Origin of the sequence: Streptomyces sp. NPDC014656 (assembly GCF_043084305.1) — a bacterium.
Classification (GTDB): domain Bacteria; phylum Actinomycetota; class Actinomycetes; order Streptomycetales; family Streptomycetaceae; genus Streptomyces.
Window position 1 is genome coordinate 423,291 of the sequence record NZ_JBIBZN010000003.1, and the last position, 24,981, is coordinate 448,271.

The following is a 24,981-nucleotide window of genomic DNA, read 5'->3' on the forward strand; positions in this document are numbered from 1 at the left end:
CGGCCTGGTGCGCCGGCCCGTCCAGCTTCGGTCCACGGCTCCGGGGGCGTCGGCCGGGGCGCGCGATCCTGCGCCACCCGGCCGTGTCGAACCCCCCGACGGAAGGTTCCGCGCCTCCCCCGCCTGGGCCGATCGGGGGACCCCGTCACCGGAAGTAGAGGTCGGCCTTCCCCAGCACGTGGCGGGTGAACAGACCGCCCAGGGCGACCTTCCCCCGGTACATCGTGGTGCGGACCACGCCCCGGCCGGCCTCGACGGTGAGCGGGCGGCTGATCAGGGTCGTCCCCATGAGCCGGGCGTCCGCGGCCGCCCAGCGGGCCGCCTCGGGCCGGACGCGCGTGCTCACCAGGGCGGGCAGCACGAAGGCGGCGTTGCGGGCGCCGGGTATGCCGCGGCGCAGGCTCCCGGCGTGGCTCATGGCCCAGACGGTGAACTCCCCCAGGGCGGTCTCGTCGACCTCGGGCACGGCGGCGGCGAAGACGAACAGCTCGACCTTCGTCCCGAACCAGCGGACCTTGCGGTCGGCGCGGTGGGCGGCGACCACCCGGTGGCCGTTCCAGGTGGGCAGGGTCACCGCGCAGCCGTCGGCCGTCAGCCGCTCGTGGAGCGCCGTGAGGTAGGTGGCCGCCGCGTCGGCGGTCGGATCGGTCGCATGCGGATTCATACGCGGATCCTCCAACACCCTTGGCGCGCCGGGGAAGAGGCGTTTCGGCGCCCCGCGGGAGCGCCCGGCTCCCTCCGGTTCAGAGCAGCGCCGCCCCCACCGCGGCCGTCGTCCCGAACACGAGGATCGCGAGGACGTTCACCAGCACGTCCAGCCCCTCCGAGCGGCGCTCGGCCTCGGGGTCCAGGGTGAACCGGGCCGGATCGGAAGGGAGGTGGTGGACCGTCACCTCGCGGCCGTACGCGCCCTCCGGGTCCGGGAGGCGCTCCGTGCAGTGGGCCGTGACGGCCGTGCCCGCGCGGGTCGTGAACGCCACGACCGGGGTGGTCCTGGTCCAGGTGTGGCCGTCCTCCTCGTCGACGCCGACGTCCTTGAGGACCGCCACGACCCGCCCCGGCACGGTGTCCATGGCCGCGAGGACGGCGAGGCGGGCGCTTCGCTCGCGGACCGTCCCCGGGAGGTGGGCGGCGGCGTAGAGCGCCCCCGGTCCGCCCGCGCCGACCAGGGCCCACGGCCAGCCCCACTCGATCGCGGCGATGGCCACCAGCCCGGCGTAGACCAGGAGGACCGCGCAGCTCGGGCCGCCCAGTCCCCGGCCGGGCCGCTCGGGGACGTTCGAGAACCGGTGGGCGTGCGGCCGGCCCCGCGGGTGGCTGACGCCGATCTCCCGGCCCTCCCACGCCGCCGTGATCGTCTCGCCGCGCTCGCCTTCGTTGGTCGCGGTGACGTCCTGCCCGGAGACCGGGTCGCGGTAGGAGACGACCACGGATATCCCGCCGCTCCGGGTCCCGCCGTGCCGCGGCTGCCGCACCCGCACGACCCGTCCGGTGAGCCGGACCGTCCGCTGCGCCTTCGTCAGCCCCGCCAGCGACATGCCGAACCCCGCCAGCGCCGCCGCTCCCCACGCCGCGCACCACAGCCTCAGGAACCGGTCCCACCCGGGAAGGCCCGGCAGGGAGCCGTCCGGCCGCGGGCCGAACAGGTCGGCGCGGAGCAGCAGCAGCGCGCCCGCCACGCCGAGCAGCAGGCCGAAGAGGGTGAGGAACCCGCCGGCCCGGCCCGGCTCGGCGTCGCTCCGCAGGACGGGCCCGGGCGCGGCGTCCAGCCGGGCGCCCGCCGCCCGCGCCTCCCACTCCGGCGTGGGCCGCCTCACGATCCGCGCCTTCCACGGCCGGTCCGGCGGGTACGTGACCACCACGACGGCGCCCGGCCGGCGGTCGGCGAGCTCGGTGACGTGGACGTCCTGCCGGAACTCCAGCCGGAACGGGGGCGCGTCGTCGGGCACGACGGACAGCTCGAACCGCACCGGCACGTCGGTGCTCTTGTCCGGGGTCATCTCCCGTGCCTCGACCCTCGCGAGGGCGGTGCGCGGGACGGTCCTCGCCCGGCGCCGGCGGCGCGGCAGGGCGGAGAGGAAGAGGGCGAGTCCGTGGGCCGCGGGCAGGGCCACCCCCACGATGACGAGCAGCGGCCGCTCGACGACGCACCCGCCGATGAAGGAGGTGAGCGACACCCCGATCACCCCGCCCGTCAGGAACCCCAGGACGAGTTCGGGAGGCGAGTCGTGCGTGGGCGGCCCACCCGCGGTGATCGTCATGGACCCGATTGTGCCCGCCGGGGGCGCGGGGCCGACAGCCCCGGGCGGGCACCGGGCCGGGCGGTCCGGCGGCAGGCGCGAAGCGGACCGCCCGGCTCCGGAGGGCGTACGGTCTTCGGATAGCGTCGGCGGGGACGCCGGCCCGGCCGGACACCCCCTGCGAAAGGCGAGCACCCATGCCCCTCACCGGCACCTACGAGCCCAGCACGAACGAGCTGGTCCGCGCCCAGGTCGAGCTGTACGAGTCGTCCGGCGGCACCGAGGGCACCACCATGCGGGGCATGCCGGTGGTGCTGGTCACCAGCGTCGGCGCCAGGAGCGGCCGGCTCCGCAAGACGCCCCTCATGCGGGTGGAGCACGACGGCGCCTACGCGCTCGTCGCCTCGAACGGCGGCGCGGTGAAGCACCCGGTCTGGTACCACAACCTCGTCGCCCAGCCCCTCGTCGAGCTGCGCGACGGCCCCCGGGTCTGGGACATGAAGGCCCGGCTCGTGCTCGGCGAGGAGCGCCGGGTCTGGTGGGACCGCGCCGTGGCGGCCTTCGCCGACTACGCCGACTACCAGCTCCGGACCGACCGGGAGATCCCCGTCTTCGTGGTCGAACGCACCGGCTGACTCCGGCCCCCGCCCCCCGGCCTTCCCGGCCCCTGCCCCCCTGCCTTCCGGGCCCCTGCCCCCCTGCCTTCCGGGCCCCGGCCTTCCCGGCCCCCGGCCTCCCGGATCGGGCCGGGGGCCGGGGTGCTCCTTCCCTCAACAGCCTTGACCTGTAGCGCCGTTGAGGCGGTCTATACGCGTAGACACGTCATGCTCCATCATGGTCGGGCTCCACCCCCGCACCATCGCGCCGGCCGCACACCCACGGCCGGTTCCCGGCATGCCCCGGCACCCCGGGGCACCGGCCGACTCCCGATGGAGGACGTCTTGTCCGTCAGAAAGCAGCTCCGCACGGCCGCGTGCGGTCTCGCCCTCGCCGGCGTCGTGGTCGTCACCGCCCAGGGTCCCGCCGCCGCGACCCCCGGGGCGGTCGGCGCGGCCGGCGCGGCGGAGGTGTCGCCGGTCGCCGCCGCCGAGGACGCGGCCGCCCGCGCGCTGGCCCGTTCGCTCGCGGACACCGCCTGGCGGGCCGAGGCCGGCCGGGCCGTGGCGGGCGGCGACGGGACCGGGCTGCGGGCCCTGGCCGACGGTTCGCGCAGCCGGGCCGCTGCCGCGCTGTCCGCCGAGGTGGCCGCCGCGGACCGCTCCGTGCTCGCCGCCAAGGGGCTGGACGCCGGCACCGGCGGGCTCCTGACCGTCACCCTGACCGGGGCGGCGGACTCCCGCCGGGCCCCGCTGGTCGCCGTCGCCCCGTCCGACGACGAGGCCGCCGCCGTCATCGCGTACGACACGGCCGGCCGCCGGCACGCGCTGTCCGCCACCGAGGCGCCCGGCGTGCCGGTGTACGTCGTCGGCCTCGACGGGGAGAAGGCGGTCGAGGCGGGCATGGAGGTCCTGGAGCGGGAGCTGGCCGCCGCCGGGGTCCCCACGGCCGCGACGGCCGGCGCCTCGGCCACGCCGTCGGCGGCCTCGGCCACCGGCTACTGGACCTCCCGCATCACGTCGGTGCGCCTCTCCGACGACAAGGAGACCTGGATCAAGGGCGACGCCGAGGTCTTCAGCATCGTCAGCGGCTTCGGACTCGACGGCAAGGTGCGCGTCGACACGGTCACCCACCCCTATCTGAACGACGCGGGGACCACGTACCACCCGAACCAGATCCTGGTGGACTGGTCGCGGTACAAGTACGACCTGGCCGACACGGTCATGATGGAGGACGACGGCGACACGAACTACTCGGCTCTCGCCAAGGCCATCGCCACGGCCCTGCTGACCATCGCCGACCTCGGCGCCTACGTCCCGCTGGTCGACCCGGTCGTCGACGCGATCCCGTCGTCCTTCTGGACCGATGACGCCGACTTCGTCGACGCCTGGTACACCCTGGCCCGGGAGACCACCGGGACCCGTGACGGGGCGGGCGGCAACGGCCGCCTCACCTTCGACCGGTACTGGGTGTCCGCCCTCTGACGGATCAGGTGGCGGCGGGCACCGGGCCGCACAGCTGGTTCCCCGGTTCGGCCGGGTCGTCGCTGATCCAGAACTGGATCCACAGCTCGGTGAACTCGGCGCGGTCGAGGTGCCCGTCGCCGTCCCGGTCGAGGCGGTCGAAGACGTCGGCGACGTCGACGCTCCCGCCGTGCCAGGTGTCGACCAGGCACCGGTGCTCGGAGGGCGAGATGCGGCCGTCGCCGTTCTCGTCGACGGCGTCGAAGACGGTCTCGGCGGTCGCGGCGACGACCTCGCGCAGGGTGGGCAGCAGATCCACCATGGCGAGGAGCTCGTCCAGGTCGACCCTGCCGTCGCCGTCGGTGTCCACACGGGTCGCGAGCAGGTCCCACCAGCCCAGCATGAGCGAGTCCACGCGCGCCTCCAGCTCGGATCCCGGCCGCACGCGGGGCAGGCCCCGCCACCTCTCCGCGAGGGCCTGGAAGTCCCGCCGGTCGAGATAGCCGTTGTCGTCGGCGTCGAAGGCGCGGAACATGCTGACGAGCTTGGCGCGCTGGAAGTCACTTGCCACGGTGGGCCTCTCTGTCGGATCTCGGGCGATCCTGCCCACCCGGCACCCGCTCCCCAACGGCGTGCGGTGGCGCCGAGGGGCGCGCGGGGGGCGTGCGGAGGCGCGCCCGGCCCGTGCCGGCCTCCCGCCCGTCGGCGCCGGGTCCCCCTCCCCCGCCCCGCGGTCGCCCGCCGCACGGGGAGGGGGTCCTGGCGGCCCGACGGAGGCCGCCGCGCTCACGCCTTGCGCTGCATGGAGCTGCGGGCGGGATTGCCCTGGTCGGCCGCCTTGGGGTCCATCTCGTCGGCCTTGGCCCGCACGCCTCGGGCGATGCGGTCGCCGACCGTCTCGTCGATCTTCCTCCAGTAGGCGAAGGCGCGCTCCAGGACGGGCTCGCTGACGCCGTTGAGGAGGTGGCCCACCACGTTGTCCACGAGACGGTCGCGGGCCTCGTCGTCGAGGACCTCGCGCACGAGGGTGCCGGGCTGTCCCCAGTCGTCGTCCTCCGGGTGGGAGACGTAGGCCGCCCGGGTGATCTCGCCGTCCGCCGCCCAGCTAGGCGGGGTGCCGTGGCGCTCCGTGTCGGCGGCGGGGCCGCCCTTGGAGTTCGGGGCGTAGACCGGGTCGGTGGTCTTGCGGTAGGCCATCGCGCCGTCCTTGGAGTACGTGTGGACGTCGACGACGGGCGCGTTCACGGGGAGCTGCTGGTAGTTGCCGCCGATGCGGTGGCGGTGCGCGTCCGCGTAGGAGAAGAGGCGGGCCAGCAGCATCCGGTCGGGGCTCGGCCCGATGCCGGGCACCAGGTTGTTCGGCTGGAAGGCCGCCTGCTCGATCTCCGCGTGGTTGTCGGTGGGGTTGCGGTCGAGCGTCATCCGGCCGACCGGGATGAGCGGGTAGTCGCCGTGCGGCCACACCTTGGTGAGGTCGAACGGGTTGAACCGGTACCCGGCGGCCTCCTCGTACGGCATGACCTGCACGTGCAGCGTCCAGCTCGGGAACTCCCCGTCGCGGATGTGCTCGAAGAGGTCCCGCGTGTGGTAGTCGGTGTCGACGGCCGCCATCTGGTCGGCCTCGTGCTGGGTGAAGAACTCGATGCCCTGGTCGGTCTTGAAGTGGTACTTCACCCAGAACCGCTCGCCGGAGGCGTTGATCCACATGTACGTGTGGGAGGTGTAGCCGTTCATGTGGCGCCAGGTGCGCGGGATGCCGCGGTCGCCCATCAGCCAGGTGACCTGGTGGGCGGACTCCGGGGAGAGGGTCCAGAAGTCCCACTGCATGTCGTGGTCGCGCAGGTTGTTGTCCGCGCGGCGCTTCTGGGAGCGGATGAAGTGCTGGAACTTCATCGGGTCCTTGACGAAGAAGACCGGCGTGTTGTTGCCGACCATGTCGTAGTTGCCCTCGGACGTGTAGAACTTCACCGCGAAGCCGCGCGGGTCGCGCCAGGTGTCCGGGCTGCCTCGCTCCCCCGCGACGGTCGAGAAGCGGGCCACCAGCTCGGTGCGCGCGCCCGGCTGGAACAGCGCCGCCCTGGTGAAGCGGCTGACGTCATGGGTGACCTCGAAGCGGCCGAAGGCGCCGCTGCCCTTGGCGTGCGGCTGCCGTTCCGGGATCCGTTCCCGGTTGAACTGCGCCATCTGCTCGATCAGGTAGGCGTCCTGGAGCAGGATCGGCCCGCCCGGGCCCACGGTGAGCGAGTGTTCGTCGCTCTCCACCGGGGCGCCGGAGTCGGTCGTGGTGGCGGGAGGGCGGCTCTCGGTCATCGGTGCCTCTGCCTTTCGTCGCTCTGTCGGATGACGGGGCCGAGCGCGGTGGGCGCGTTCCCCCCGCGCGGACGGGCGCGGGGCCGGCCGCCGCGCACCCTCCAGCCTGGACGCACTCGACCGAAGCCACCACTTGGGGAATCGTTTCCCGTCCGGGGGGTAGCCGCCGGGGCGACGATCTGTCGGGCCCGGAGGAGGACAGGGCGATGGCGGCCTCCACGCGACGTCACATCGAGATCGACGGCCCCCGCGCGGCGCGGCGGGCCCGGCGGGAGGTGCGCCGTCTCGTCCGGGAGGCGGCCCGGGCGGGCGGGCCGGTGGGCCGGACCGCCGAGGACGACGCGGCGCTGGTGGTCACCGAGGTCGTGACGAACGCCGTCCGGCACGGCGGCGGGGCGCGCGTACTGGAACTGGTGGCGGGACCGGACGGTCTCGACATCGTCGTCACCGACCGCAACACCCGGCTGCCGCACCTACGGAGGCCGTCCCTGGCGGGGGACGGCGGTCACGGCCTGGCCATCGTGGCCCGGCTGGCGGACGCCGTGACGACGTGCGGTCCCGCGGGCCCCGGGGAGGGCAAGGCCGTGCACGTCCACCTGCCGCTCTCCTCGTGATCGCCGGGGCTCCGCCGCCGGGCGATACCCGAAGCATCTTTCACGTAAATGTTGACGTATAACCGTGGCGGGGCGGACACTCGGGTGGGAGCCCTCCCCGGGAGGAACCATGAGCCCACTGCCCGCGAACCCGCCGCCCGCGTCTTCCCCGGCCGCGGCCGGGGGCCCGCGCATCCGGGTCGAGGCAGAACCGACCGCCTCCGGGACCGTCCTCCGCCTCGGCGGCGAGATCGACACGGACACGGCCGGGCAGCTGGAGGCGGCACTCGCGCGCCTCCTGCCCGACGGCGACGGCGGCACCCGGCTTCCGGTCCTCCTCGACCTGTCCGGCGTGAGCTTCTGCGACTCCACGGGGCTCAACGTCCTGCTGCGCGCACGCCTGCGCGCCCGGCGCCGGCACGTCCTCCTCTCCATCACCGCCGTGAGCGAGCAGGTCGCCCGCCTGCTCGACATCACGCGGACCGACACCCTCTTCGGCCTCCCGTCCCCGCGGGGCCCCCGGGGGGACGGGAGGCGGCGGCACGGCGCGTGAGGCGCCGCGCACGGCGGCCCGTCAGCACCGGGCGTCGGACTCCGGCCGCTCCCCCGTGAGCAGGAACCGGGTGACGGCGCGGTCCCCGCAGGCGTTGCCGGCCCCGCCGGCCGCGGTCAGGTACACGCCGTGTCCGCCCCGGTCGACCGAGACCAGCCGGGCTCGGTCGCCGAGCGCCGCGCGCATCCTCAGCCCGGAGGAGTGCGGGGTCGCCGGGTCCCGCAGGTTCTGGATCATCAGGATGTTCGACGGCCCGTCGTCGGTGAGCCGGACCGGCTTCTCGACCGCCCCGCCCTTCCAGAAGGCGCAGGGCGTGACGTTGGCGGGCATGCCGCCGGTGAGCGGGTGCCGGACCCGGTCGGCGGCGGCCGCCCGGGCGTACGCCGGCACGGAACGGGGCCAGTCGACGTCGTTGCAGATCACGCCCACGGTGACGGCCGCGGCCTCGTCGGGCATCGCTCCGGACAGCTCGGGCGGCAGCGCGGGCACGCCCTTCGGATCGAGGGCCTGGCCGACGAGCCGCGCGAAGGCGGGGAAGGCGCCGTCCGAGTAGAGCGCGAGCTGGAGCGCCTGACGGAAGGAGGCGCCGTCGAGCGGCGCACCGGGCACGGTGGTGGCGCGGGGCGCGCGGTCGAGCCGTGCGGCCAGGCCGAGCACGAGGGCCCGTACGTCCGCGGGGGTGCCGGCCAGCCGCAGTCCGTCCGCGGCCCGGTCGGGGTGGGAGGCCCAGGCGGCGAAGTCCGGGAAGCGGTCCTCGGCCCCCTCGGCCATGTCGGCGAGCCAGCCGTACGCGACCCGGCGCGGGTCCGGGTCGGCACTGCTGTCCAGGACCCAGCGGTCGGTCCGGCCCGGGTGCTCCTGCGCGTACCGGGCGGCGACGTAGGTGCCGTACGAGGTGGCCCACGCGGACACCCGCTCCTCGCCGAGCGCCTGCCGCAGGAGCTCCGTGTCCCGCACCTGGTTGGCGGTGGTGAGGCCGCGCAGCATGGCGCCGCCGTCGCGGGCACAGGCGTCGGCGACGCGCCGGGCGCGCTCGGCGTTGGCCCCGGTCGAGCCGTCGGCGGCGGGCCAGGACCGCAGGGTCACCATCCACCGGTCCTCCGCCGCGAGCCCGCACCGCGCCTTGGCGGATCCGCCGACCCCGCGCGGATCGAAGGCCACCAGGTCGTACGCCCCGCCCGTCTCCTTCGCGAGCGCCGCGCCCTTCTGCGCGAGCCGCTGCACCCCGGAGCTCCCCGGCCCGCCCGGGATCACCAGCAGCGTCCCGCGCCGCGGCTCCGGGCCGGTGCCGGCCAGCCGGGAGACGGCCAGCCCGATCCGGGGCCCGGTGGGGTCGGCGTGGTCGAGCGGCACCTGGAGGACGGCGCACCGCTGTCCGTCGGCCGCCTTCACGGAGGCGGCGCACTCCCCCCACCGCAGCCCGCCGCCGTCGGCTGCGCTCACGGCCGCCGTCCCCGCGGACCGCGCGGTCGCGTGGGCCGTCCCTCCGGCGGCGACGAGGCCCGCCGAGGCGAGGAGAACGGTGGAGAGGGCGGTGGAGAGGGCGGAGGCGGCGAGGGGCGTACCGGCGCGATGCATTGTCATGCCCTCACCCTGGCGTTCGGGGTCCGGCCGGCCCATCCGGGCACCCGGCCCGTCGGCGGTGGGGCCAACCCCCCTCCCGGAACGGCCGAGTTGAGCAGTAGAGTGCGGACCGAAACTTGCTGCAAGAACTTGCAATCGAGAGGGAACAGCCATGCCGGGATTCGCCCCTCCCGTCGCCGACGAACGCTCGGCGCTGACCGCCTACCTCGCCCACCAGCGGCGCGCGCTGCGGGTCACCGCCCACGGCCTGACCGACGCGCAGGCCCGCATGGCGGCCTCCGCCGGCGAGCTGAGCATCGGCGGGCTGATCAAGCACGCGGCACGCTGCGAGACGTTCTGGACGGACCTGATCCTCCGGGGCGACAGCGGGCCGCGACGCTCGGCGGACGAGTCGGACGCCGACGAGTTCCACCTCGCTCCGGACGAGAGCCTGGCCGGCGTCCTGGCCGAGCACGCCGAGGCCGCGGAGCGCACCGACGCGGTGATCGCCGGCATCCCGGACCTCGGACGGGCCGTCCAGGTGCCGCGCGGCCTGCCGTGGTTCCCCGCCGACGTCCCGGAATGGTCGGTCCGCTGGGTCCTGCTGCGCCTGATCGAGGAGACGGCACGGCACGGCGGCCACGCCGACGTCATCCGCGAGGCCATCGACGGAGCGACCCACTACCCCCTGCTCGCCGCGGCCGAGGGGTGGCCCGACCCGTGGTTCCGGCCGTGGGAGCCCGCCGCCCCCGGCGACGGCCGGGAGCGGCCGGCCACCGGCTGACCCGCACCGGCGGCCGGCCGCACGGCCCGTCGGGCGGCGCGGACCCGGCCGGTGGTGGCAGAGTGGCGGTATGTGCGGCCGTTACGCTTCCACCCGCAGCCCCCAAGAACTGGCCCGGCTCTTCCAGGTGACCGACTGGCAGCCGGAGGAGACCCTGGAGCCCAGCTGGAACGTCGCGCCCACCGACCGGGTGTACGCCGTCCTGGAGCGCGCGGACCGGGACGGCGACGACGAGGGCCGGGTCCGCCGCGAGCTGCGGGCCCTCCGGTGGGGCCTGGTGCCCTCCTGGGCGAAGGACCCCGGAGCGGGTGCCCGGATGATCAACGCGCGGGTCGAGACGGTGCACGAGAAGCCCGCCTACCGCCGGGCCTTCGCCAAGCGCCGCTGCCTCCTGCCGGCCGACGGCTTCTACGAGTGGGAGCGGGTGGAGGACGAGGCGACGGGCAAGCCCCGCAAGCGGCCCTACTTCATCCACCCGGCCGACGGCGGGCCGATGGCCATGGCGGGCCTGTACGAGTACTGGCGCGACCCCGACGTGAGGGACGACGACGATCCGGCCGCCTGGCTGGCCACCTGCACGATCATCACCACCGACGCGACCGACGCGACCGGCCGCGTCCACCCCCGGATGCCGCTCGCCCTCTCCCCCGACGACCACGCCGCCTGGCTCGACCCCGGCCACCACGACACCGCCGCCCTCCGCGCCCTGCTCGCCCGGCCCGCCGGCGGACTCCTCGACGCCCGCCCCGTGTCCCCGGCCGTGAACAACGTCCGGAACAACGGCCCCCACCTCCTGGACCCCGCCGACTGATCCCGGCGGACGACCCGGGCGGGGGGCCGGGCAAGGGAGCCGGGCGGACGACCCGGACGAGACGGGTCCGGAGGCGGGGGTCGGGCGGGTCCGTGACGATCCCGGGGCTGTCCGTGGCGAAGATCTCCGCCGCCGACGGGCAGGTGTCGTGCTCCGCGCCCCCCGGGCGCGCCGCCCGGCGTGGCCTCCCGCGCGTCCGCCACGCCCGGGAGGCCCAGGGCGGGAGCGGTGACCAGGACCGCGACGGACAGCCGCCGGTGCGTGATGACGTGTCGTTCACACCGCACTCAACGGGCCGGCCCCGCGTCGGTGGCACGGCACGGGGCGGAACCGGTGAGCCGGTGGCCCGCTGGGGGGCGGGTACCGGTCGGAGCCGTACGAACGGCGGCTCGCCCCGCGGGGGAACGGCGAGGAGCCGGGGGCGGCCGCCGCCGGTGAGCGCGAACGGCTCCCGCGGAGCCGGGGCGCGAGCCCGCGGCCCGGCGCGGCCCTGCGCGGGCGGCGCGGGCCGCGCGGGCGGCGGTCACGGCAACGAGCGCGTCAGCCAGGCCACTTCGCCGTTCTCCTCGACGGAGAGGTGGTCCCGCTCGAAGCCGAGCTTCTCCAGGACGCGCAGCGACGGCGTGTTCCACGTGCCGACGGTCGACCAGAGCCGCTTCCGCCCGGTCGCGGTCGCGGCCCGGAGCACCGCGCCGGCCGCCTCGGTGGCGTAACCGCGGCCGTGCGCGTGCCGGAAGAGTTCGTACGCGATCTCGGGCTCGTCCAGCGAGGCGCGCCCGATGATCAGCCCGCAGTAGCCGATGAAGTCGCCCTCCTCGCGGCGCTGGATCGGCAGCAGGGCGATCCCCGTGGTCTCGGTCTCCGCGAGCAGGTCCACGATGCCCCGCCGGCTCTTCTCGACCGTGGGCGATCCCTTCTCCCGTTCGGAGAGCAGGGCGCAGAACTCCTCCGCGTCCGACTCGGCCCACGGCCGCAGCACCAGCCGCTCAGTCTCCAGGTGGTACGCCATCGTCTCGTACGTCGTCATGCCCCTTACCCTGCCCCATCCCCCGCGCCGTCGACCGCGCCGGGCCGGACCCCGGCCGCGGGGCGCGGCTCCCGCCCGCGCGGGTGCCGTCCGGCCCGTCCGGGCGCATCGCGCAGGGCCGGAGGGAACGGGCCGCGCGGGAGGGGCCGTTCGGGACGGAGGTGCTCGGCCGCGTCGACGACACGCGGGGGCTGCGGGCCGCCGCCGACGTCCCGCTCTTCCTGCCGCGCGCGTCCGGAGGGACGCCGACGCCCCCCTGACCGTGCCGGAGGCGCTGGCCACCGGCCGGCCGGTCATCCTCAGCGACCTGCCGGAGTTCGCCGTCCTGCGGACGCCGCCCGGCGACGCCCACCGGGCGGGTCACCTGCCGCGCCGGCTGCTCGACCGCCCGTGGTGGTGGCGGAGCCTCGCCGAACGGGGGGCCGGGCGACCGCGCGGCGGGAGTTCGCGCCCGAGCGCGTCCGGGCCCGTCACGCGGCCCTCCACCGGCAGCTCCCGCCCTGAACCGGGGGACCGGAGCGGGCCCGGCCGTGAGGACCCACGACGAGGACTGCGAAGGGGAGTTCGGCCGGATGGGGGCCGGTCCGGGTCCCCGGTCGCCGGGGTGGGCCGAGGGCGCATCGGATACGGTCCTGTCATGGACCCGCTGACACCCGAAGACCCCGACCGCATAGGACCGTTCCGGCTGGTCGCGCGCCTCGGCGCGGGCGGGATGGGACGGGTGTACCTGGGCCGGTCCGACCTCGGCAGGACCGTGGCCGTGAAGGTGGTCCAGCAGGAGTACGCGGCGGATCCCGAGTTCCGCCGGAGGTTCGCGCACGAGGTCGCGGCGGCCCGGCGGGTCGGCGGCCCGTGGACGGCGGCCGTGCTGGACCACGACACCGGTGCGCGCGTGCCCTGGGTGGCGACCCAGTACGTGGCCGGTCCCTCGCTCCACGACGTGGTGGCCCGGGAGTCCGGCCCCCTCCCGGAGGAATCCGTCCACGCCCTCGCCGGCGGCCTCGCCCGGGCCCTGGTCGACGTCCACGCCGCCGGACTGGTCCACCGCGACCTCAAGCCGGCGAACGTCCTCGTCACGGTGGACGGCCCCAGGGTGATCGACTTCGGTATCGCCCGCGCCCTGGAGACCCTCGCCGAGGGCCCCCTCACCCGCACCGGCGCGGTCGTCGGCTCCCCCGGCTTCATGTCCCCGGAGCAGGTGCGCGGCCAGCGGCTCACGCCCGCGTCCGACGTCTTCTGCCTCGGCTCGGTCCTCGCCTACGCGGCGACCGGCCGCTCCCCCTTCGGCACCGCCGACAGCGGCCCGCACGCGCTGCTGTTCCGGGTGGCCGAGGAGGAGCCCGACCTCGCCGGCGTACCGGCCTCGCTGCTGACGCTCGTACGGGACTGCCTGGAGAAGGACCCCGCGCGCCGCCCGACCCCGGAGCAGATCGTGGCCCGCGTCGGCGACGCCCTGCCCAGGCCCTGGCTGCCGGGACGGCTCCTGGCCGACCTGGGCCGGCACGCGGCCGAACTCCTCGACTTCGCACCGCCGCAGGCGCCCGCCCCCGCGCCGGCGCCGGTGTCCCCGCAGGTGCCGCCGCCCCGTCCGGAGGCGCCCGACCCCACGGTCCCGGCCCCGCTCTCCGCCTCCGACCCCGCCTCCGCCTCCGTCTCCGCGCACCTCGCCGCTCAGCTCGCCGCGGCTCCGACGGCGCCGGGCGTGCCCCCGGGGCCCCCGGCCGTACCGGCCCCCGCGCGGCCTCCCTTCCTGGGGCCGGTCGTGCGCGCGGTCGTGTCGCTCGTGCTCGCGGCCATGGCCCTGCTCCTGACCGATCCGGACGTCGAGGCGGCTCTCGGCATCGCCTGGACCGACAGCGTGCGTCCGCACGCGGTGGTCATCACCGTGCTGGGCGCCCTCGTCGCCGTACCGTGGCCAGCGCGCGGCCGTCCCCGCCCCGCCCCCTACCTGAACGCGGCCCTGGCGATCGCCCTGGCCGTCAACGTCCTCATGCTCGTCCGGCACCTCCAGCTCCCGACGGCCTGAGGCCGGCCCCCTCCTGCCCCGAAGGCGACCCCATGCCCCTCCGCCCCGCCACTGCCCACGACGCCGGCCTCCTCCGGGACGTCCTGCTGGAGGCGTACAACTGGACCGGTGAACAGCGCTTCACCGCCGAGCGGCTCGCCGCCGACCCGTACGCCGCCCGCTACCTCGCCGGCTGGCCCCGCGAGGGCGACTTCGGCGTCGTCGCCGAGACGGGGACGGGCGACCCGATCGGAGCGGCCTGGGCCCGCCGCCTCCCCGAGGACGAGCCCGGCTACGGCTTCGTCGCGCCGGACGTCCCCGAGCTGACCCTCGGCGTGCTGCCCGGTCATCGCGGGCGCGGTCACGGCCGCGCGCTCTTGACGGCGCTCGTCCGGTCCGCCCTCGACCAGCCCCGTCCCGTCACCCGGCTCAGCCTCAGCGTCGAGGACGGCAATCCCGCCGTACGCCTCTACGCCTCCCTCGGCTTCGTCCGCGTGGGCCGCAACGGCGGCTCGGACACCATGCTCCTCACCTCCCCGGCCCCACCCGCCTCCTGACGCGCCCCCACCGGGGGTCGGTGCCGCGTGCCGGGCGCGCCCGGGTCAGGCGGTGCGCCGCTCCGTGCCCGCCGCCGTGCCTGCGGCGTGCTCGCGACGGGCGGCCCGCAGCAGCCCGGCCCAGTCCCGGACGGTGGGCCGGCGCTTCAGCAGGGCGCGGCGCTCCCGCTCCGTCATCCCGCCCCAGACCCCGTGCTCGATCCGCCGGTCCAGCGCGTACGCGAGGCACTCGGCGCGCACGGAGCAGCCGACGCACAGTTCCTTGGCCTGGTTCTGGGCCGCCCCCTCGACGAACAGGTCCTCGGCGTCCGCCTCCCGGCAGAGCCCCGACGCCATCCAACTACCGTCCACGTGATCCCCCTTGACCCGCACGCCACCCCTCCGGTGATCAGTGGCGTTCATTGATCAGGCACGCTACGTAGGCATGTGCTGCGGGTCTACACCTCACCCCGCCCTTCGCCCCATCGGGTGACACCCGTATGTATTTCCGGCCACATTCCGTGACTGTCCGTCAGCCTCCGGCCGAGGGTGGAGCGTTTCGACGGCGGCGGGAGGAGAGGTCGGCGGAGGAGCCGGCAGAAGCCGTACCGGCCGGGCCGTACGCGGCAGTTCCTGGGGCCGAGGTGGCGGCGGACGCGTCGTCGTCCAGGCGCTCCCCCCGCCGGGCACGGCGGCGAGGACGGCCGCGGGCGGGGAGCCGTTCAGGGACGGGGGGCTTCCGCGTCGCTTCCGGGGGCCGTTCGGGCGGTGGCCCGGTAGGCGCTCGGGCGGCGCCCCATGTGACGGGTGAAGATGCCGGCGAAGGTTCCCGGGTCGCGGTAGCCGACGTCGCCGGCGATGGCGGCGACGGTGCGGTCCGTCGTCTCCAGGAGGTGGGCGGCCCTGCGCACGCGTGCGCCGTGCAGGTACGCGAGCGGGGTCCGGCCCGTCTCGGCGCCGAAGCGGCGCAGCATGGTCCTGGTGCTGACGCCGAACTCGCGGGAGAGGGCCGGCAGGTCGTAGCGGGCGGCGAGGTTCTGGTCGAGCCGGCGCATGACCGTCGCCGCGAAGGCGTGCCCGGTCGCCGGGAGGAGGTTCGTGTCCACGTACGGGGTCTGGGTGGAGCGGGTGTCGTCCAGGAGGGCGACGCGCGCGGTGGCGCGGGCGGCGCGGGGGCCGTCGTGGTCGCGGACGAGGCGCAGCGCGAAGTCGTGCATGGCGCTGAACGCCGCCGTGGTCGTCACCCCCCGGTCGGTCACCACCAGGCTCTCCCCGCGGACCCGGACGTCCGGATGACGGCGGGCGAGGCGGTCGGCGTACAGCCAGGACGTGGTCGCCTCGCGGCCGCGGAGGAGCCCGGCCTCCGCCAGGAGGAAGGCGCCGACGCAGATCGACACCACGGCGCTCCCCCCCGGCCGCCTGGGCGCGGATCGTGGCGATCTCCGGGGCGAGTCCCGCGAGGACGGTGTCCGGGTCGAGGGCGGGCGGCAGGTCGAAACCGGGCACGATCAGGACGTCGGAGGGGCGGACCGCCGAGACGTCGACGCGGGCGCCGCCGGAGGCGTGCACACGCCTGCGCGGGGAGACGACGGAGGTCTCGTACGACGGCTCGGGCCGTCCCTGGGCGGCGGTGACGTGCGCGGCCATGGTCAGGAGGTCGGGCACGCCGTACACCTCCGAGGCGAAGCAGCCGGGGTAGGCCAGGACGCTCACGCGAAGCGGGCTCATGCGGGGTCTCCGGTGGACGACGAGGGCGGCGGGGAGCGAGGGAGGAGTGGCGGTATTCCCCGGTGAACCGGCGATATCGCCGGTTCACCGGGGGACAGCGTCCCGCCATGCTTCCCGTCATGGCAACCATGCGGACGCAGGGGCGGGACGACGACCCGCTGGACGACTTCGAGTGCAGGGACGTCGAGGTGGAGGGGGTCGGCAAGCGCGTGTACGTCTCCGGGGACGGGCCCGCGGTCGTCCTCATGCCGGAGATGCCGGGCATCAGTCCCGATGTCGCCCGGTTCGCGCGGTGGATCCGGGACGCCGGGCTCTCGGTGTACGTGCCGTCCCTGTTCGGCGTCGACGGGGCCTATCCCCTGGCCGACGCCGCCGGGACCGTGATGCGGCGGGCCTGCGTCAGCGCCGAGTTCCGGGCGTTCGCGGGCGGCGGCACCAGCCCGGTGGTCGCGTGGCTGCGGGGGCTGGCGCGGGCGGCGCACGCCGAGCGGGGCGGACCGGGCGTCGGGGCCGTCGGCTTGTGCTTCACCGGCAACTTCGCGCTCTCGATGACCCTCGAACCCTCGGTCGTCGCGCCCGTGGTCAACCATCCGTCCCTGCCGCTCGACGACCCCGCGGGGCTCGAACTGGGCGAGGAGGACGCCGCGGCGGTGGCCGAGCGCGTCCGGCGCGAGGGGCTGCGGGTGCTCGCCTACCGCTTCGACGGCGACCGCTGGTGCACGGGCCGCCGGTTCGCGGCGTACCGCGCGCTGCTCGGAGACGCCTTCGACGGCCGGGTCCTGCCCGCCGAGGTGGCGAACACCGACCCGCCGCCCTTCTTCCGCGAGGTCGTCGGCTGTGCCCACAGCGTCGTCACGGCCCATCTGGTGGACGCCGCCGGCCACCCCACCCTGCGGGCCCGTGACGAGATCATCGCGTTCCTGGCGGAGCGGCTCGGGGTCACGGCGGCGGCGCCGGAGTGACCCCGGCCGGTGACGGGTGACGGGTGGGGCGGCGGGCGGGGGTGGGGGTGGGTCAGGAGACCAGGCGGGTGTCCAGTTCCCTCAGCCTGACGGTGCACAGGCCGCCGCGGTCGGCCTTCACGTCGGTGACCTCCAGCTGGGTGCCGGGGGCGAGGATGTACTCCTCCTCGCCCGTGAAGGCGGAGAAGCTGCGGATGCCCACGGCCCGGGCCGGCGTCACCTCGAAGAGGGTCCGCTTGCCCCGGCTGCCGAGGAAGGAGCGGGCGACGCCCAGTTCCGAGGTGCAGGAGGAGACGCCCCACCAGGTGACCGTCGAGCCCAGGGGGTACTGGCCGCGGAGGTCCAGGGCGACGCCGCGCCACAGGGGCTCGGTGCGGACGGGAAGGGACTCCACCGCGGAGAACAGCAGGCGGAGGTAGGGAAGGTAGGGCACGACGCGGGCGCGGTCGGGCGAGCGGAGGACCGCGTTGATGGTGCGGTAGAAGCCGGACTCGCAGGTGTAGAGGTAGAGCGCGGCGACGGCGTCGGCGGAGAGCCCGGCACCGGCCGGTTCGTCGGCGCGCAGCTTGCCGAACGCCCGGGAGCGGTCGATGTGCCCGCCGAGGCCGCGCAGGACCCGGGCGACCGGGGCGACGGCCTCCTCGAAGGGCAGCAGGGGGGTGTCGAACACGCCGGTGAGCGGCGGCAGGACGTGGCCCTCGTCGCGGACGCTGGTGAGCCGCTCCAGGTACAGCTGGTGGAGCTCCATCGTCGAGGCGATGAAGGCGCCCATGCGGGCGGCGACGTCGGTGTCCGGGGCGGACCCGGCGCCCGGGCCCGCGGCGGAGCCCGTACCCGTGGCGGGGCCGGCCGGGGGCTGGTTCCAGCCCTTGCTCGGCAGCCAGTCGATCGCGTCGGCGCCGAGGGACATCAGGGCGTCGTTCACGGTGGCGAGGTGGTCGCCGTCGCAGAACAGGTCGCCCTGGGCGGCCGGGTTGGCGTGGTCGATGTGCCGGACCTCGACGCCCGGGTAGTTCTTCTCCAGGCGCTGCACGGTCTTCTTGAGGCTGCGGGCGTGGGCGCCCCACCAGGCGAAGACGACGCCCCGGTCCTCCGGGTCCTCGGCCTCCTGCTTGGCGCGCAGGATCTCCTCGACGATCCGCTCGGCGACGGGCCGCCAGAAGGCGGTGTGCTGGTCGGTGGCCATGGCACCGTCGCCGCTGGCGGTCAGCGAGGCGTTGAGGAGGAGGACGCCCTGGGTGAGCATGGCCTGGAACCACTCGGGCGGCTGGACCGTGTCGCGCTCCTTGAGCAGGGCGCGGACGTCGGCGATCGGGGTCTTCTTGACGATGCCGTACTTCCACATCGCGGCCGCCTTGATGAGGCAGCGGATGCTGACGACCCGTCCGAACTGGCTGTCCTTCCAGTCGTTGAAGGTGTTGTCGAACATGGCGATGCCGGTGGCGCTCTCCGGCCGCGGATAGGGGTTCTGGCCGAAGACGACGACCTTCCACTTGTGCGGCGGGTGGGGCTTGAGCGCCTGGAAGGTCAGCTCGCGGACCGGGACGACCTGCGGGCTGCGGCCCGGGCCGATGAACCGGTCGGCGTCCGCGCGGGCCTCGATGACGGGCTTCAGGACGGGCAGCCACGGCTCGCCGCCGCCGGTGAAGAGTCCGGCGAGGGCGAGCGGGTCGTCCGGGTCGGGCTGCGGCGCGGAGGCGGTGGCTTCGCTCATGGCGGGGGAACTCCCGGGGGTCGTGCCTGTGGGGTGGACGGTGCCGGCGGCGGGCGGCGCGGAGTCGGCCGGAGCGGCCTCGTCAGCGGCGGAAGGGGTGCCCTTCGACGAGTGCTCCTTTGGCGCCTGCTCCTTTGGCGGCGGCTCCTTTGGCAGCTTCCCCTTTGGCACCTGCTCCTTTGGCGACTGTCCCTTTGGCGGCTGCTCCTTCGGCCGGTGTGCCGCCCGTAGGCGTCCCGACCGGCGGCACGATCCGCACCCGGGTCGTGGGTGGGGTCTGGTCGATGGCGGCGAGCTGGGCGGTGATGGTGGCGCGCAGCTCGTCGTCGTCCTGGAACCAGTGGTCGTGGAAGAGGGTGTAGCCGGTCCACATCAGGTTGGCGCACACCCGGGCCGGGACGCGGCCGGTGCGGGCGCCCATCCCGACCAGCGCCACCGAGCGGATGCTGCCGGGCGCCTTCCGGTTCTGCCGGTGCACGGCCTGGAAGGCCGCCGCGCAGGCCATGGCCACGTTGAGGGTCTCGCTCACGTTCTGCGAGGAGGTCACCATCGTCGGCGTCGAGATGACGAAGCGCGGCACCGTCGCCCCCGACGGGACGCACACCGCGCTGCCGACCGGCATGCTCCCGTCGAACCGGTCGCGGATCGCCCGCCGCACCCGCAGCTGGATCCCCGCGCCCAGGTGGCGCTTGATCGCGGCGTCGACGCCGCCGTCCATCCGCCCCGCCGCGTTCGTCGGCGTGACCCACGCGTCCACGTCCTCTTCGAGGATGGAACCGCGCCGGATCTCGATCCCGGGCACGTCCGCGAAGGCGGCGCGCCAGGCCTCCACCACTCCCGCGTCGACATCCGTCAGCACCACCCGCAGCGCGGTGCCCACCCAGCCGTCAGTCATCGAAGCCCCCTGTCGGAACGGTCTCTCGCAACACCTCCGAAACTAGTGGGCACCACTGACAACGGCCGTCCTCAGCGGTTCCGCCTGGCCATCACCACCACGCCGGGCCCGGTCGACTCGTCGGCGGGGAGGCGGAGTTCGGCCACCGTGTCCAGCCCGGCCGCCTCGATCAGCGCCACGAACTCCTCGGGGCGCCACCGGTGCGTCGTCCACCGCACGGGCACTCCGCCGTAGGCCTCGGTGCGGACCCGGTCCCCGTCGCCGACGTGGGTCGCGGTGATGAAGTGGCCGCCGGGCTTCAGGGCGCGGGCGAAGTGGGCGAGCACCTGCGGGAGCACGTCGCGGGGCAGGTTGAAGAGCGACCACCATCCGAGGACGCCGCCGAGGGACTCCTCGGCGAGCCGGAGGTCGGTGGCGGAGGCGACGTCGAAGCGGCACGCGGGGTACAGCCGGCGCGCGTTCTCGATCATGCGGGGCGAGAGGTCCACCCCGGACACGTCGAGGCCCCGCTCGGCGAGGTAGGCGGTGACGGTGCCGGGCCCGCAGCCGACGTCGAGGACCGGGCCGAGTCCGCTCACGGAGTCGGCGAAGGCGTCGATCGACGCCTTGAGCCAGGGGACGGTGCGGATGTCGCCGATCCCGGTGGTCAGCACCATGTCGACGTAGTTGTCGGCGACGCGGTCGTAGGAGTCCCGGACCACGTCGAGGTCGGCCGGCCGGTCGATGGGGTGTGTGCTCATCGGCCCACCATAGAACGGCGCGCCCCGCCCGGAAGCGGCCGGTGCCGGGGCCGGAATGACGCCCCGTCCTATGCCCCGGGCACCGTCTTCCGCCGAAAGCCCCTCATCCTCCGCCCGCGTGGTGTCTAGTGGGAGTCGTCCGCGATCACCACCCGGTCCGGGGCGTGACGTCCGGCCGGGGCCGTCGAGAACCAAGGGAGCACATACTGATGGCGAGTGTGGAAACGTCTCTGAAGGAGGCGATGACCTCCATCGAGGGCAGTGTGGGAGCCGCGCTGGTCGACTACACGAGCGGCATGGCCCTCGGGACGCTGGGCGGGGGCAAGGACCTCGACCTGACCGTCGCCGCGGCCGGCAACACCGACGTCGTCCGGGCGAAGCTCCGGACGATGGAGATGCTGGGCATCAACGAGGGCATCGAGGACGTCCTGATCACCCTCGGCAGCCAGTACCACCTCATCCGGCTGATCACGGGGCGGGGCGCCAACGGCCTGTTCCTGTACATGGTCCTGGACAAGAGCCGGGCCAACCTGGCCATGGCCAGGCACCAGCTCAAGCGCATCGAGGCGGACCTGGAGCTGTGACCGGCCTCCCGTTTCCCGGCTCCGCACACCCTCTACTTGAAGAACTCTTCAACTCGGCACATCTGAAAGTGATCAGTTGAGGGCGTGCGGGAGCCGGGACGCGGGAGAATGGCCGCAGCCGTGGATCAAGGTTCCGGCAGGTCCGGCCGTCGGCGTCCGGACCGGCCGGCCCAGGGGGAGAGTCGTCGCATGCAGGTGCCGCTGTACCAGGCCAAGGCGGAGTTCTTCCGCATGCTCGGGCACCCCGTCCGGATCCGGGTCCTGGAGCTGCTGCAGCACGGGCCCCTCCCCGTGCGCGAACTGCTCAAGGACATCGACATCGAGCCGTCCAGCCTCAGCCAGCAGCTCGCGGTCCTGCGCCGGTCCGGGATCGTGATCTCCATCCGCGACGGCGCCACCGTCAGCTACGCCCTCGCCGGCGGAGACGTGGCCGACCTCCTCAAGGCCGCGCGGCGCATCCTCACGGAACTCCTGGTCGGGCAGAGCGAGCTCCTCGCGGAGCTGAGGCACGCGGACGGGACGCCCCCGGAGTGACCGCACGCGGCCCTCCCGGTCGCTCCGGGCCGGCCCGGAGCGACCGGGGCTCGGCGCGGTCCGGAGCGGTCGGGGTCCGGAGCGGTCCGGACCGGCGCGGGGGATTTCCCCGGGCGTACAGCGGGAAGTCACGGGACGGTCGTGGGCCGGTGGTTCCGGGGCGCTCTCCTTGGGGCGCTCCGCGCCGGTCCCCGGCCGGCAGTCCGCTCCCGTCCGCTCGTACTCCGGAGGACTACTCCCCCATGGCCGACCTCGATCGTCGCCGGTTCCTTCAGCTCGCCGGCGGTGCCGTCGCGTTCAGCGCGCTCTCCGAGTCCATCGCCCGCGCCGCCGCCATCCCCGCCCAGGGGTCGACGGGCACGCTCCAGGACGTCGAGCACATCGTCGTCCTGATGCAGGAGAACCGTTCCTTCGACCACTACTTCGGGGCGATGAAGGGCGTCCGCGGCTTCGGCGACCCCCGTCCGGTCACGCTGCCGAGCGGCAAGACCGTGTGGCACCAGTCCGACGGCTCGAAGGTGACCCTGCCCTTCCGTCCGGAGAGCGCGAAGCTCGGCATGGAGTTCCTCCAGGGCCTCAACCACGACTGGGCGGGCGGCCAGAAGGCGTTCAACCAGGGCCGCTACGACCAGTGGATACCCGCCAAGACCAAGGCGACGATGGCGCACCTCACCCGGGACGACATCCCCTTCCACTACGCGCTCGCCGACGCGTTCACCATCTGCGACGCCTACCACTGCTCGTTCATCGGCTCGACCGACCCGAACCGCTACTACCTGTGGTCGGGGCACACCGGCAACGACGGCACCGGCGGCGGGCCGGTGCTCAACAACGCCGAGGCCGGCTACGGCTGGAAGACGTACCCCGAGCGCCTGGAGGCGGCCGGCGTCTCCTGGCGGGTCTACCAGGACATCGGCGACGGGCTGAACGCGTCCGGCTCCTGGGGCTGGATCAACGACGCGTACCGCGGCAACTACGGCGACAACTCGCTGCTCTACTTCAACAGCTACCGCGACGCCCAGCCCGGCGATCCCCTCTACGAGAAGGCCCGCACCGGCACGAACGCCAAGGCGGGCGAGGGCCTCTTCGACCGGCTCCGGGCCGACGTGCAGGGCGGCCGGCTGCCGCGGGTCTCCTGGATCGCCGCGCCCGAGGCGTTCTCCGAGCACTCCAACTGGCCGTCCAACTACGGCGCCTGGTACATCGCGCAGGTCCTGGACGCGCTGACCTCGAACCCGGACGTGTGGGCGCGTACGGCGCTGTTCCTCACCTACGACGAGAACGACGGCTTCTTCGACCACGTCGTCCCGCCGTACGTCCCGGCCTCGGCCGCGCAGGGCCTGTCGACGGCCCCGACCGCCCTCGACCACTTCCCCGGGAAGACCGGCTACGTCGCCGGGCCGTACGGCCTCGGCCCCCGGGTCCCCATGATCGTCGTCTCCCCCTGGTCCACCGGCGGCTACACCTGCTCCGAGACCTTCGACCACACCTCGGTGATCCGCTTCATCGAGCGCCGCTTCGGCGTCCGGGAGCCGCAGATCTCGCCGTGGCGGCGGGCCGTCTGCGGCGACCTGACCTCCGCCTTCGACTTCGGCCGCGCGCAGCCGCGGCCCGTCGCGCTGCCGTCCACCGCCGGGTACTACCCGCCGGACCGCGACCGGCACCCCGACTTCCCGGCCACCGCCCCGGCCGTCGGCTCGATGCCGCGCCAGGAGCCGGGGGCCAAGCCCACCCGTCCGCTGAAGTACGCCCCTTACGTGGACGGCTCCGCCGACACGGCGGCCGGCACCTTCCGCCTGGCGTTCGGCGGCGGCCCCTCCGCCGGCGCCCAGTTCTACGTGACCTCGGCCAACCGCACCGACGCCCCCTGGACGTACACGACGGAGGCGGGCAAGTCGATCGCGGACACCTGGAACACCAGGTACTCCAAGGGCACCACCGACCTCACCGTGCACGGCCCCAACGGCTTCCTGCGCCGCTTCCGCTCGCCCGGGAAGACCGCCGTCCCCGAGGTCACCGCCCGCCACAACGCCACCACCGGCGACCTGGACCTCAGCTTCACCAACGCCGGCGCCACCACGACGGTGACCGTCACCCACGCCTACGCGGGCGACCCGCGGACCCTGACGGTGGCGCGGGGCGCGACCGTCACCCACTCGGTGCCGCTGTCGGCCTCCGGCAGGTGGTACGACGTCACGATCACCTCTCCGGCGCACGCCGACTACGTGCGCCGCCTGGCCGGGCACGTGGAGACGGGGGCGGAGGGCGTCACCGATCCCGGCATCCTGACGTACTGACCAGAAGGCCCGCGGGCCCGGGGTCACGTGGTCACGTGGTCCCGGGCGGTCCCGCCGCGCGGGTGCGGAAGGTGCGGCGGTAGCTGTCCGGGGGCACGCCCAGGGTGCGGTTGAAGTGCCGCCGCAGGGTCGTGGCGGTGCCCATGCCCGTCGCGGTCGCGATGGCGTCGACGCCGTCCTCGGTCCGCTCCAGGAGTTCCTGGGCGCGGCGGACGCGCTGGGCCAGCAGCCACCGCAGGGGCGTGGTGCCGGTCGCCGCGCGGAAGTGGCGGGTCAGGTGGCGCGAGCTCATGCCCGCCCGGCGGGCGAGGTCCTCCACCGTCAGCGGCTGGTCGAGGCGCTCCACGGCCCAGGGGAAGAGGGCGGTGAGCGGGTGGTCCTGCTGGGCGGGCACGGGCGCGGTGACGAACTGCGCCTGGCCGCCGGACCGGTGCGGGGGGACGACCAGCCGGCGGGCGACGGTGTTGGCGACCGAGGAACCGTGGTCGAGGCGGACCAGGTGCAGGCACAGGTCGAGCGCGGCGGCCTTGCCCGCGGAGGTGAGGACATCGCCGTCGTCGACGTAGAGCACGTCGGGGTCGACCTCCACCGCCGGATGGCGGGCGGCGAGGACGCCGGTGTGCGCCCAGTGGGTGGTGGCGCGCCTGCCGTCGAGCAGTCCGGCGGCGGCCAGGACGAACGCGCCGGTGCAGAGCGAGACGACGCGGGCTCCGGCCGCGTGGGCGGCGCGCACCGCGTCGACCAGGTCGGCGGGCGGGGCCGCGTCGACGTCGGCCCAGCCGGGGACGATCACGGTGTCGGCGTCCCTGAGCCGGTCGAGGCCGTGGTCGGGTTCCAGGCGGAACGGGCCGAAGGGCACGGTGCCGGGCCCGCAGACCGCCAGCTCGTACCAGGGGACGGTGACCGCGTCCGGTGCGGAGCCGAACACCTCGTGGGCGATGGAGAGTTCGAAGTGCAGCATGCCGTCGGTGACGGCCAGCGCGACGGAGGTCATGTCCGGAAGTGTACGGGGCACGTCGTTTCCGACACTCACGGTTGCGCCTTC

General features: G+C 74.9%; 24 protein-coding genes. 12 read left to right on the forward strand and 12 right to left on the reverse strand.

Translation table 11 applies throughout. The features are described 5' to 3' along the window. Positions 1 to 145 precede the first annotated feature (145 nt). Together ACF1ED_RS09165 and ACF1ED_RS09170 are read right to left on the reverse strand one after the other, a co-directional pair. Positions 146 to 664, reverse strand: a complete 519-nt coding sequence (locus tag ACF1ED_RS09165) for a hypothetical protein (RefSeq protein ID WP_391758167.1) — start codon at positions 662 to 664, stop codon at positions 146 to 148. A gap of 79 nt (positions 665 to 743) precedes the next feature. Further along, positions 744 to 2,261: a hypothetical protein gene (locus ACF1ED_RS09170; protein ID WP_391758169.1), complete on the reverse strand. Its 1,518-nt coding sequence runs from the start codon at positions 2,259 to 2,261 to the stop codon at positions 744 to 746. 176 nt (positions 2,262 to 2,437) lie between these two features. Between ACF1ED_RS09170 and ACF1ED_RS09175 the strand changes: the two genes are divergently transcribed. Beyond that, the gene (locus ACF1ED_RS09175) at positions 2,438 to 2,875 is read left to right on the forward strand and encodes a nitroreductase family deazaflavin-dependent oxidoreductase (RefSeq protein WP_391758171.1); all 438 of its coding nucleotides are present in this window, start codon (positions 2,438 to 2,440) and stop codon (positions 2,873 to 2,875) included. A 306-nt stretch (positions 2,876 to 3,181) separates the two neighbouring features. Continuing rightward, on the forward strand, positions 3,182 to 4,321 hold the full coding sequence (locus ACF1ED_RS09180) for a DUF3103 family protein (RefSeq protein ID WP_391758173.1): 1,140 nt from the start codon (positions 3,182 to 3,184) through the stop codon (positions 4,319 to 4,321). A 4-nt stretch (positions 4,322 to 4,325) separates the two neighbouring features. Here ACF1ED_RS09180 and ACF1ED_RS09185 read toward each other — a convergent pair whose 3' ends face one another. Both ACF1ED_RS09185 and ACF1ED_RS09190 read right to left on the reverse strand, forming a co-directional pair. Next, a complete protein-coding gene (locus ACF1ED_RS09185) occupies positions 4,326 to 4,871 on the reverse strand; it encodes an EF-hand domain-containing protein (RefSeq protein WP_391758175.1) in 546 nt (181 codons plus the stop codon). Positions 4,872 to 5,086: 215 nt separating this feature from the next. Continuing rightward, complete coding sequence (locus tag ACF1ED_RS09190) at positions 5,087 to 6,610, reverse strand: catalase (protein WP_391758177.1); 1,524 nt, start codon at positions 6,608 to 6,610, stop codon at positions 5,087 to 5,089. Between the two features lie 206 nt (positions 6,611 to 6,816). Here ACF1ED_RS09190 and ACF1ED_RS09195 point away from each other — a divergent pair, with 206 nt between their 5' ends. Both ACF1ED_RS09195 and ACF1ED_RS09200 read left to right on the forward strand, forming a co-directional pair. Beyond that, positions 6,817 to 7,224, forward strand: a complete 408-nt coding sequence (locus ACF1ED_RS09195) for an ATP-binding protein (RefSeq protein WP_391758179.1) — start codon at positions 6,817 to 6,819, stop codon at positions 7,222 to 7,224. Between the two features lie 109 nt (positions 7,225 to 7,333). After that, positions 7,334 to 7,756, forward strand: coding sequence for an STAS domain-containing protein (locus tag ACF1ED_RS09200; RefSeq protein ID WP_391758181.1), 423 nt, complete (start codon positions 7,334 to 7,336; stop codon positions 7,754 to 7,756). A gap of 21 nt (positions 7,757 to 7,777) precedes the next feature. Here the strand turns inward: ACF1ED_RS09200 and ACF1ED_RS09205 are convergent, their stop codons facing one another. Next, positions 7,778 to 9,334: an alpha/beta hydrolase gene (locus tag ACF1ED_RS09205; protein WP_391758737.1), complete on the reverse strand. Its 1,557-nt coding sequence runs from the start codon at positions 9,332 to 9,334 to the stop codon at positions 7,778 to 7,780. Positions 9,335 to 9,491: 157 nt separating this feature from the next. Here ACF1ED_RS09205 and ACF1ED_RS09210 point away from each other — a divergent pair, with 157 nt between their 5' ends. Further along, positions 9,492 to 10,103, forward strand: coding sequence for a DinB family protein (locus tag ACF1ED_RS09210; RefSeq protein ID WP_391758182.1), 612 nt, complete (start codon positions 9,492 to 9,494; stop codon positions 10,101 to 10,103). Positions 10,104 to 10,173: 70 nt separating this feature from the next. Next, positions 10,174 to 10,914, forward strand: a complete 741-nt coding sequence (locus ACF1ED_RS09215) for an SOS response-associated peptidase (RefSeq protein ID WP_391758184.1) — start codon at positions 10,174 to 10,176, stop codon at positions 10,912 to 10,914. Positions 10,915 to 11,437: 523 nt separating this feature from the next. On the opposite strand, the gene ACF1ED_RS09220 is transcribed toward ACF1ED_RS09215, so the two are convergent. After that, positions 11,438 to 11,941 carry a GNAT family N-acetyltransferase gene (locus ACF1ED_RS09220; protein ID WP_391758186.1) on the reverse strand — a complete coding sequence of 168 codons (504 nt, stop codon included), beginning with the start codon at positions 11,939 to 11,941 and terminating at the stop codon, positions 11,438 to 11,440. Positions 11,942 to 12,578: 637 nt separating this feature from the next. Here ACF1ED_RS09220 and ACF1ED_RS09225 point away from each other — a divergent pair. Both ACF1ED_RS09225 and ACF1ED_RS09230 read left to right on the forward strand, forming a co-directional pair. After that, positions 12,579 to 13,967 (forward strand): serine/threonine-protein kinase, encoded by a 1,389-nt coding sequence (locus ACF1ED_RS09225; RefSeq protein WP_391758188.1) that lies wholly within the window; start codon positions 12,579 to 12,581, stop codon positions 13,965 to 13,967. 32 nt (positions 13,968 to 13,999) lie between these two features. Beyond that, the gene (locus ACF1ED_RS09230) at positions 14,000 to 14,503 is read left to right on the forward strand and encodes a GNAT family N-acetyltransferase (protein WP_391758190.1); all 504 of its coding nucleotides are present in this window, start codon (positions 14,000 to 14,002) and stop codon (positions 14,501 to 14,503) included. Positions 14,504 to 14,548: 45 nt separating this feature from the next. Here the strand turns inward: ACF1ED_RS09230 and ACF1ED_RS09235 are convergent, their stop codons facing one another. Continuing rightward, positions 14,549 to 14,839, reverse strand: a complete 291-nt coding sequence (locus ACF1ED_RS09235; protein ID WP_391758739.1) for a WhiB family transcriptional regulator — start codon at positions 14,837 to 14,839, stop codon at positions 14,549 to 14,551. Between the two features lie 365 nt (positions 14,840 to 15,204). Beyond that, positions 15,205 to 15,879: a GlxA family transcriptional regulator gene (locus tag ACF1ED_RS09240; RefSeq protein WP_391758191.1), complete on the reverse strand. Its 675-nt coding sequence runs from the start codon at positions 15,877 to 15,879 to the stop codon at positions 15,205 to 15,207. Between the two features lie 450 nt (positions 15,880 to 16,329). Between ACF1ED_RS09240 and ACF1ED_RS09245 the strand changes: the two genes are divergently transcribed. Continuing rightward, positions 16,330 to 17,172 carry a dienelactone hydrolase family protein gene (locus ACF1ED_RS09245; RefSeq protein ID WP_391758193.1) on the forward strand — a complete coding sequence of 281 codons (843 nt, stop codon included), beginning with the start codon at positions 16,330 to 16,332 and terminating at the stop codon, positions 17,170 to 17,172. Positions 17,173 to 17,224: 52 nt separating this feature from the next. Here the strand turns inward: ACF1ED_RS09245 and ACF1ED_RS09250 are convergent, their stop codons facing one another. The 3 genes from ACF1ED_RS09250 to ACF1ED_RS09260 all read right to left on the reverse strand — a co-directional run bounded on the left by ACF1ED_RS09250 (position 17,225) and on the right by ACF1ED_RS09260 (position 20,521). Continuing rightward, entirely contained in the window at positions 17,225 to 18,886 is a 1,662-nt protein-coding gene (locus ACF1ED_RS09250; protein ID WP_391758195.1) for an ADP-ribosyltransferase domain-containing protein, read from the reverse strand. An 82-nt stretch (positions 18,887 to 18,968) separates the two neighbouring features. Continuing rightward, the gene (locus ACF1ED_RS09255; RefSeq protein WP_391758197.1) at positions 18,969 to 19,781 is read right to left on the reverse strand and encodes a macro domain-containing protein; all 813 of its coding nucleotides are present in this window, start codon (positions 19,779 to 19,781) and stop codon (positions 18,969 to 18,971) included. A gap of 71 nt (positions 19,782 to 19,852) precedes the next feature. Further along, complete coding sequence (locus ACF1ED_RS09260; RefSeq protein WP_391758199.1) at positions 19,853 to 20,521, reverse strand: class I SAM-dependent methyltransferase; 669 nt, start codon at positions 20,519 to 20,521, stop codon at positions 19,853 to 19,855. A gap of 209 nt (positions 20,522 to 20,730) precedes the next feature. Between ACF1ED_RS09260 and ACF1ED_RS09265 the strand changes: the two genes are divergently transcribed. From ACF1ED_RS09265 to ACF1ED_RS09275, 3 genes are all read left to right on the forward strand, one after another. After that, on the forward strand, positions 20,731 to 21,105 hold the full coding sequence (locus ACF1ED_RS09265) for a hypothetical protein (RefSeq protein ID WP_391758201.1): 375 nt from the start codon (positions 20,731 to 20,733) through the stop codon (positions 21,103 to 21,105). 189 nt (positions 21,106 to 21,294) lie between these two features. Continuing rightward, positions 21,295 to 21,639: an ArsR/SmtB family transcription factor gene (locus tag ACF1ED_RS09270; RefSeq protein WP_391758203.1), complete on the forward strand. Its 345-nt coding sequence runs from the start codon at positions 21,295 to 21,297 to the stop codon at positions 21,637 to 21,639. Between the two features lie 242 nt (positions 21,640 to 21,881). Further along, the gene (locus tag ACF1ED_RS09275) at positions 21,882 to 23,936 is read left to right on the forward strand and encodes a phosphocholine-specific phospholipase C (protein WP_391758205.1); all 2,055 of its coding nucleotides are present in this window, start codon (positions 21,882 to 21,884) and stop codon (positions 23,934 to 23,936) included. Between the two features lie 31 nt (positions 23,937 to 23,967). Here the strand turns inward: ACF1ED_RS09275 and ACF1ED_RS09280 are convergent, their stop codons facing one another. Beyond that, on the reverse strand, positions 23,968 to 24,930 hold the full coding sequence (locus ACF1ED_RS09280) for a helix-turn-helix domain-containing protein (RefSeq protein WP_391758207.1): 963 nt from the start codon (positions 24,928 to 24,930) through the stop codon (positions 23,968 to 23,970). Between the last annotated feature and the right edge of the window lie 51 nt (positions 24,931 to 24,981).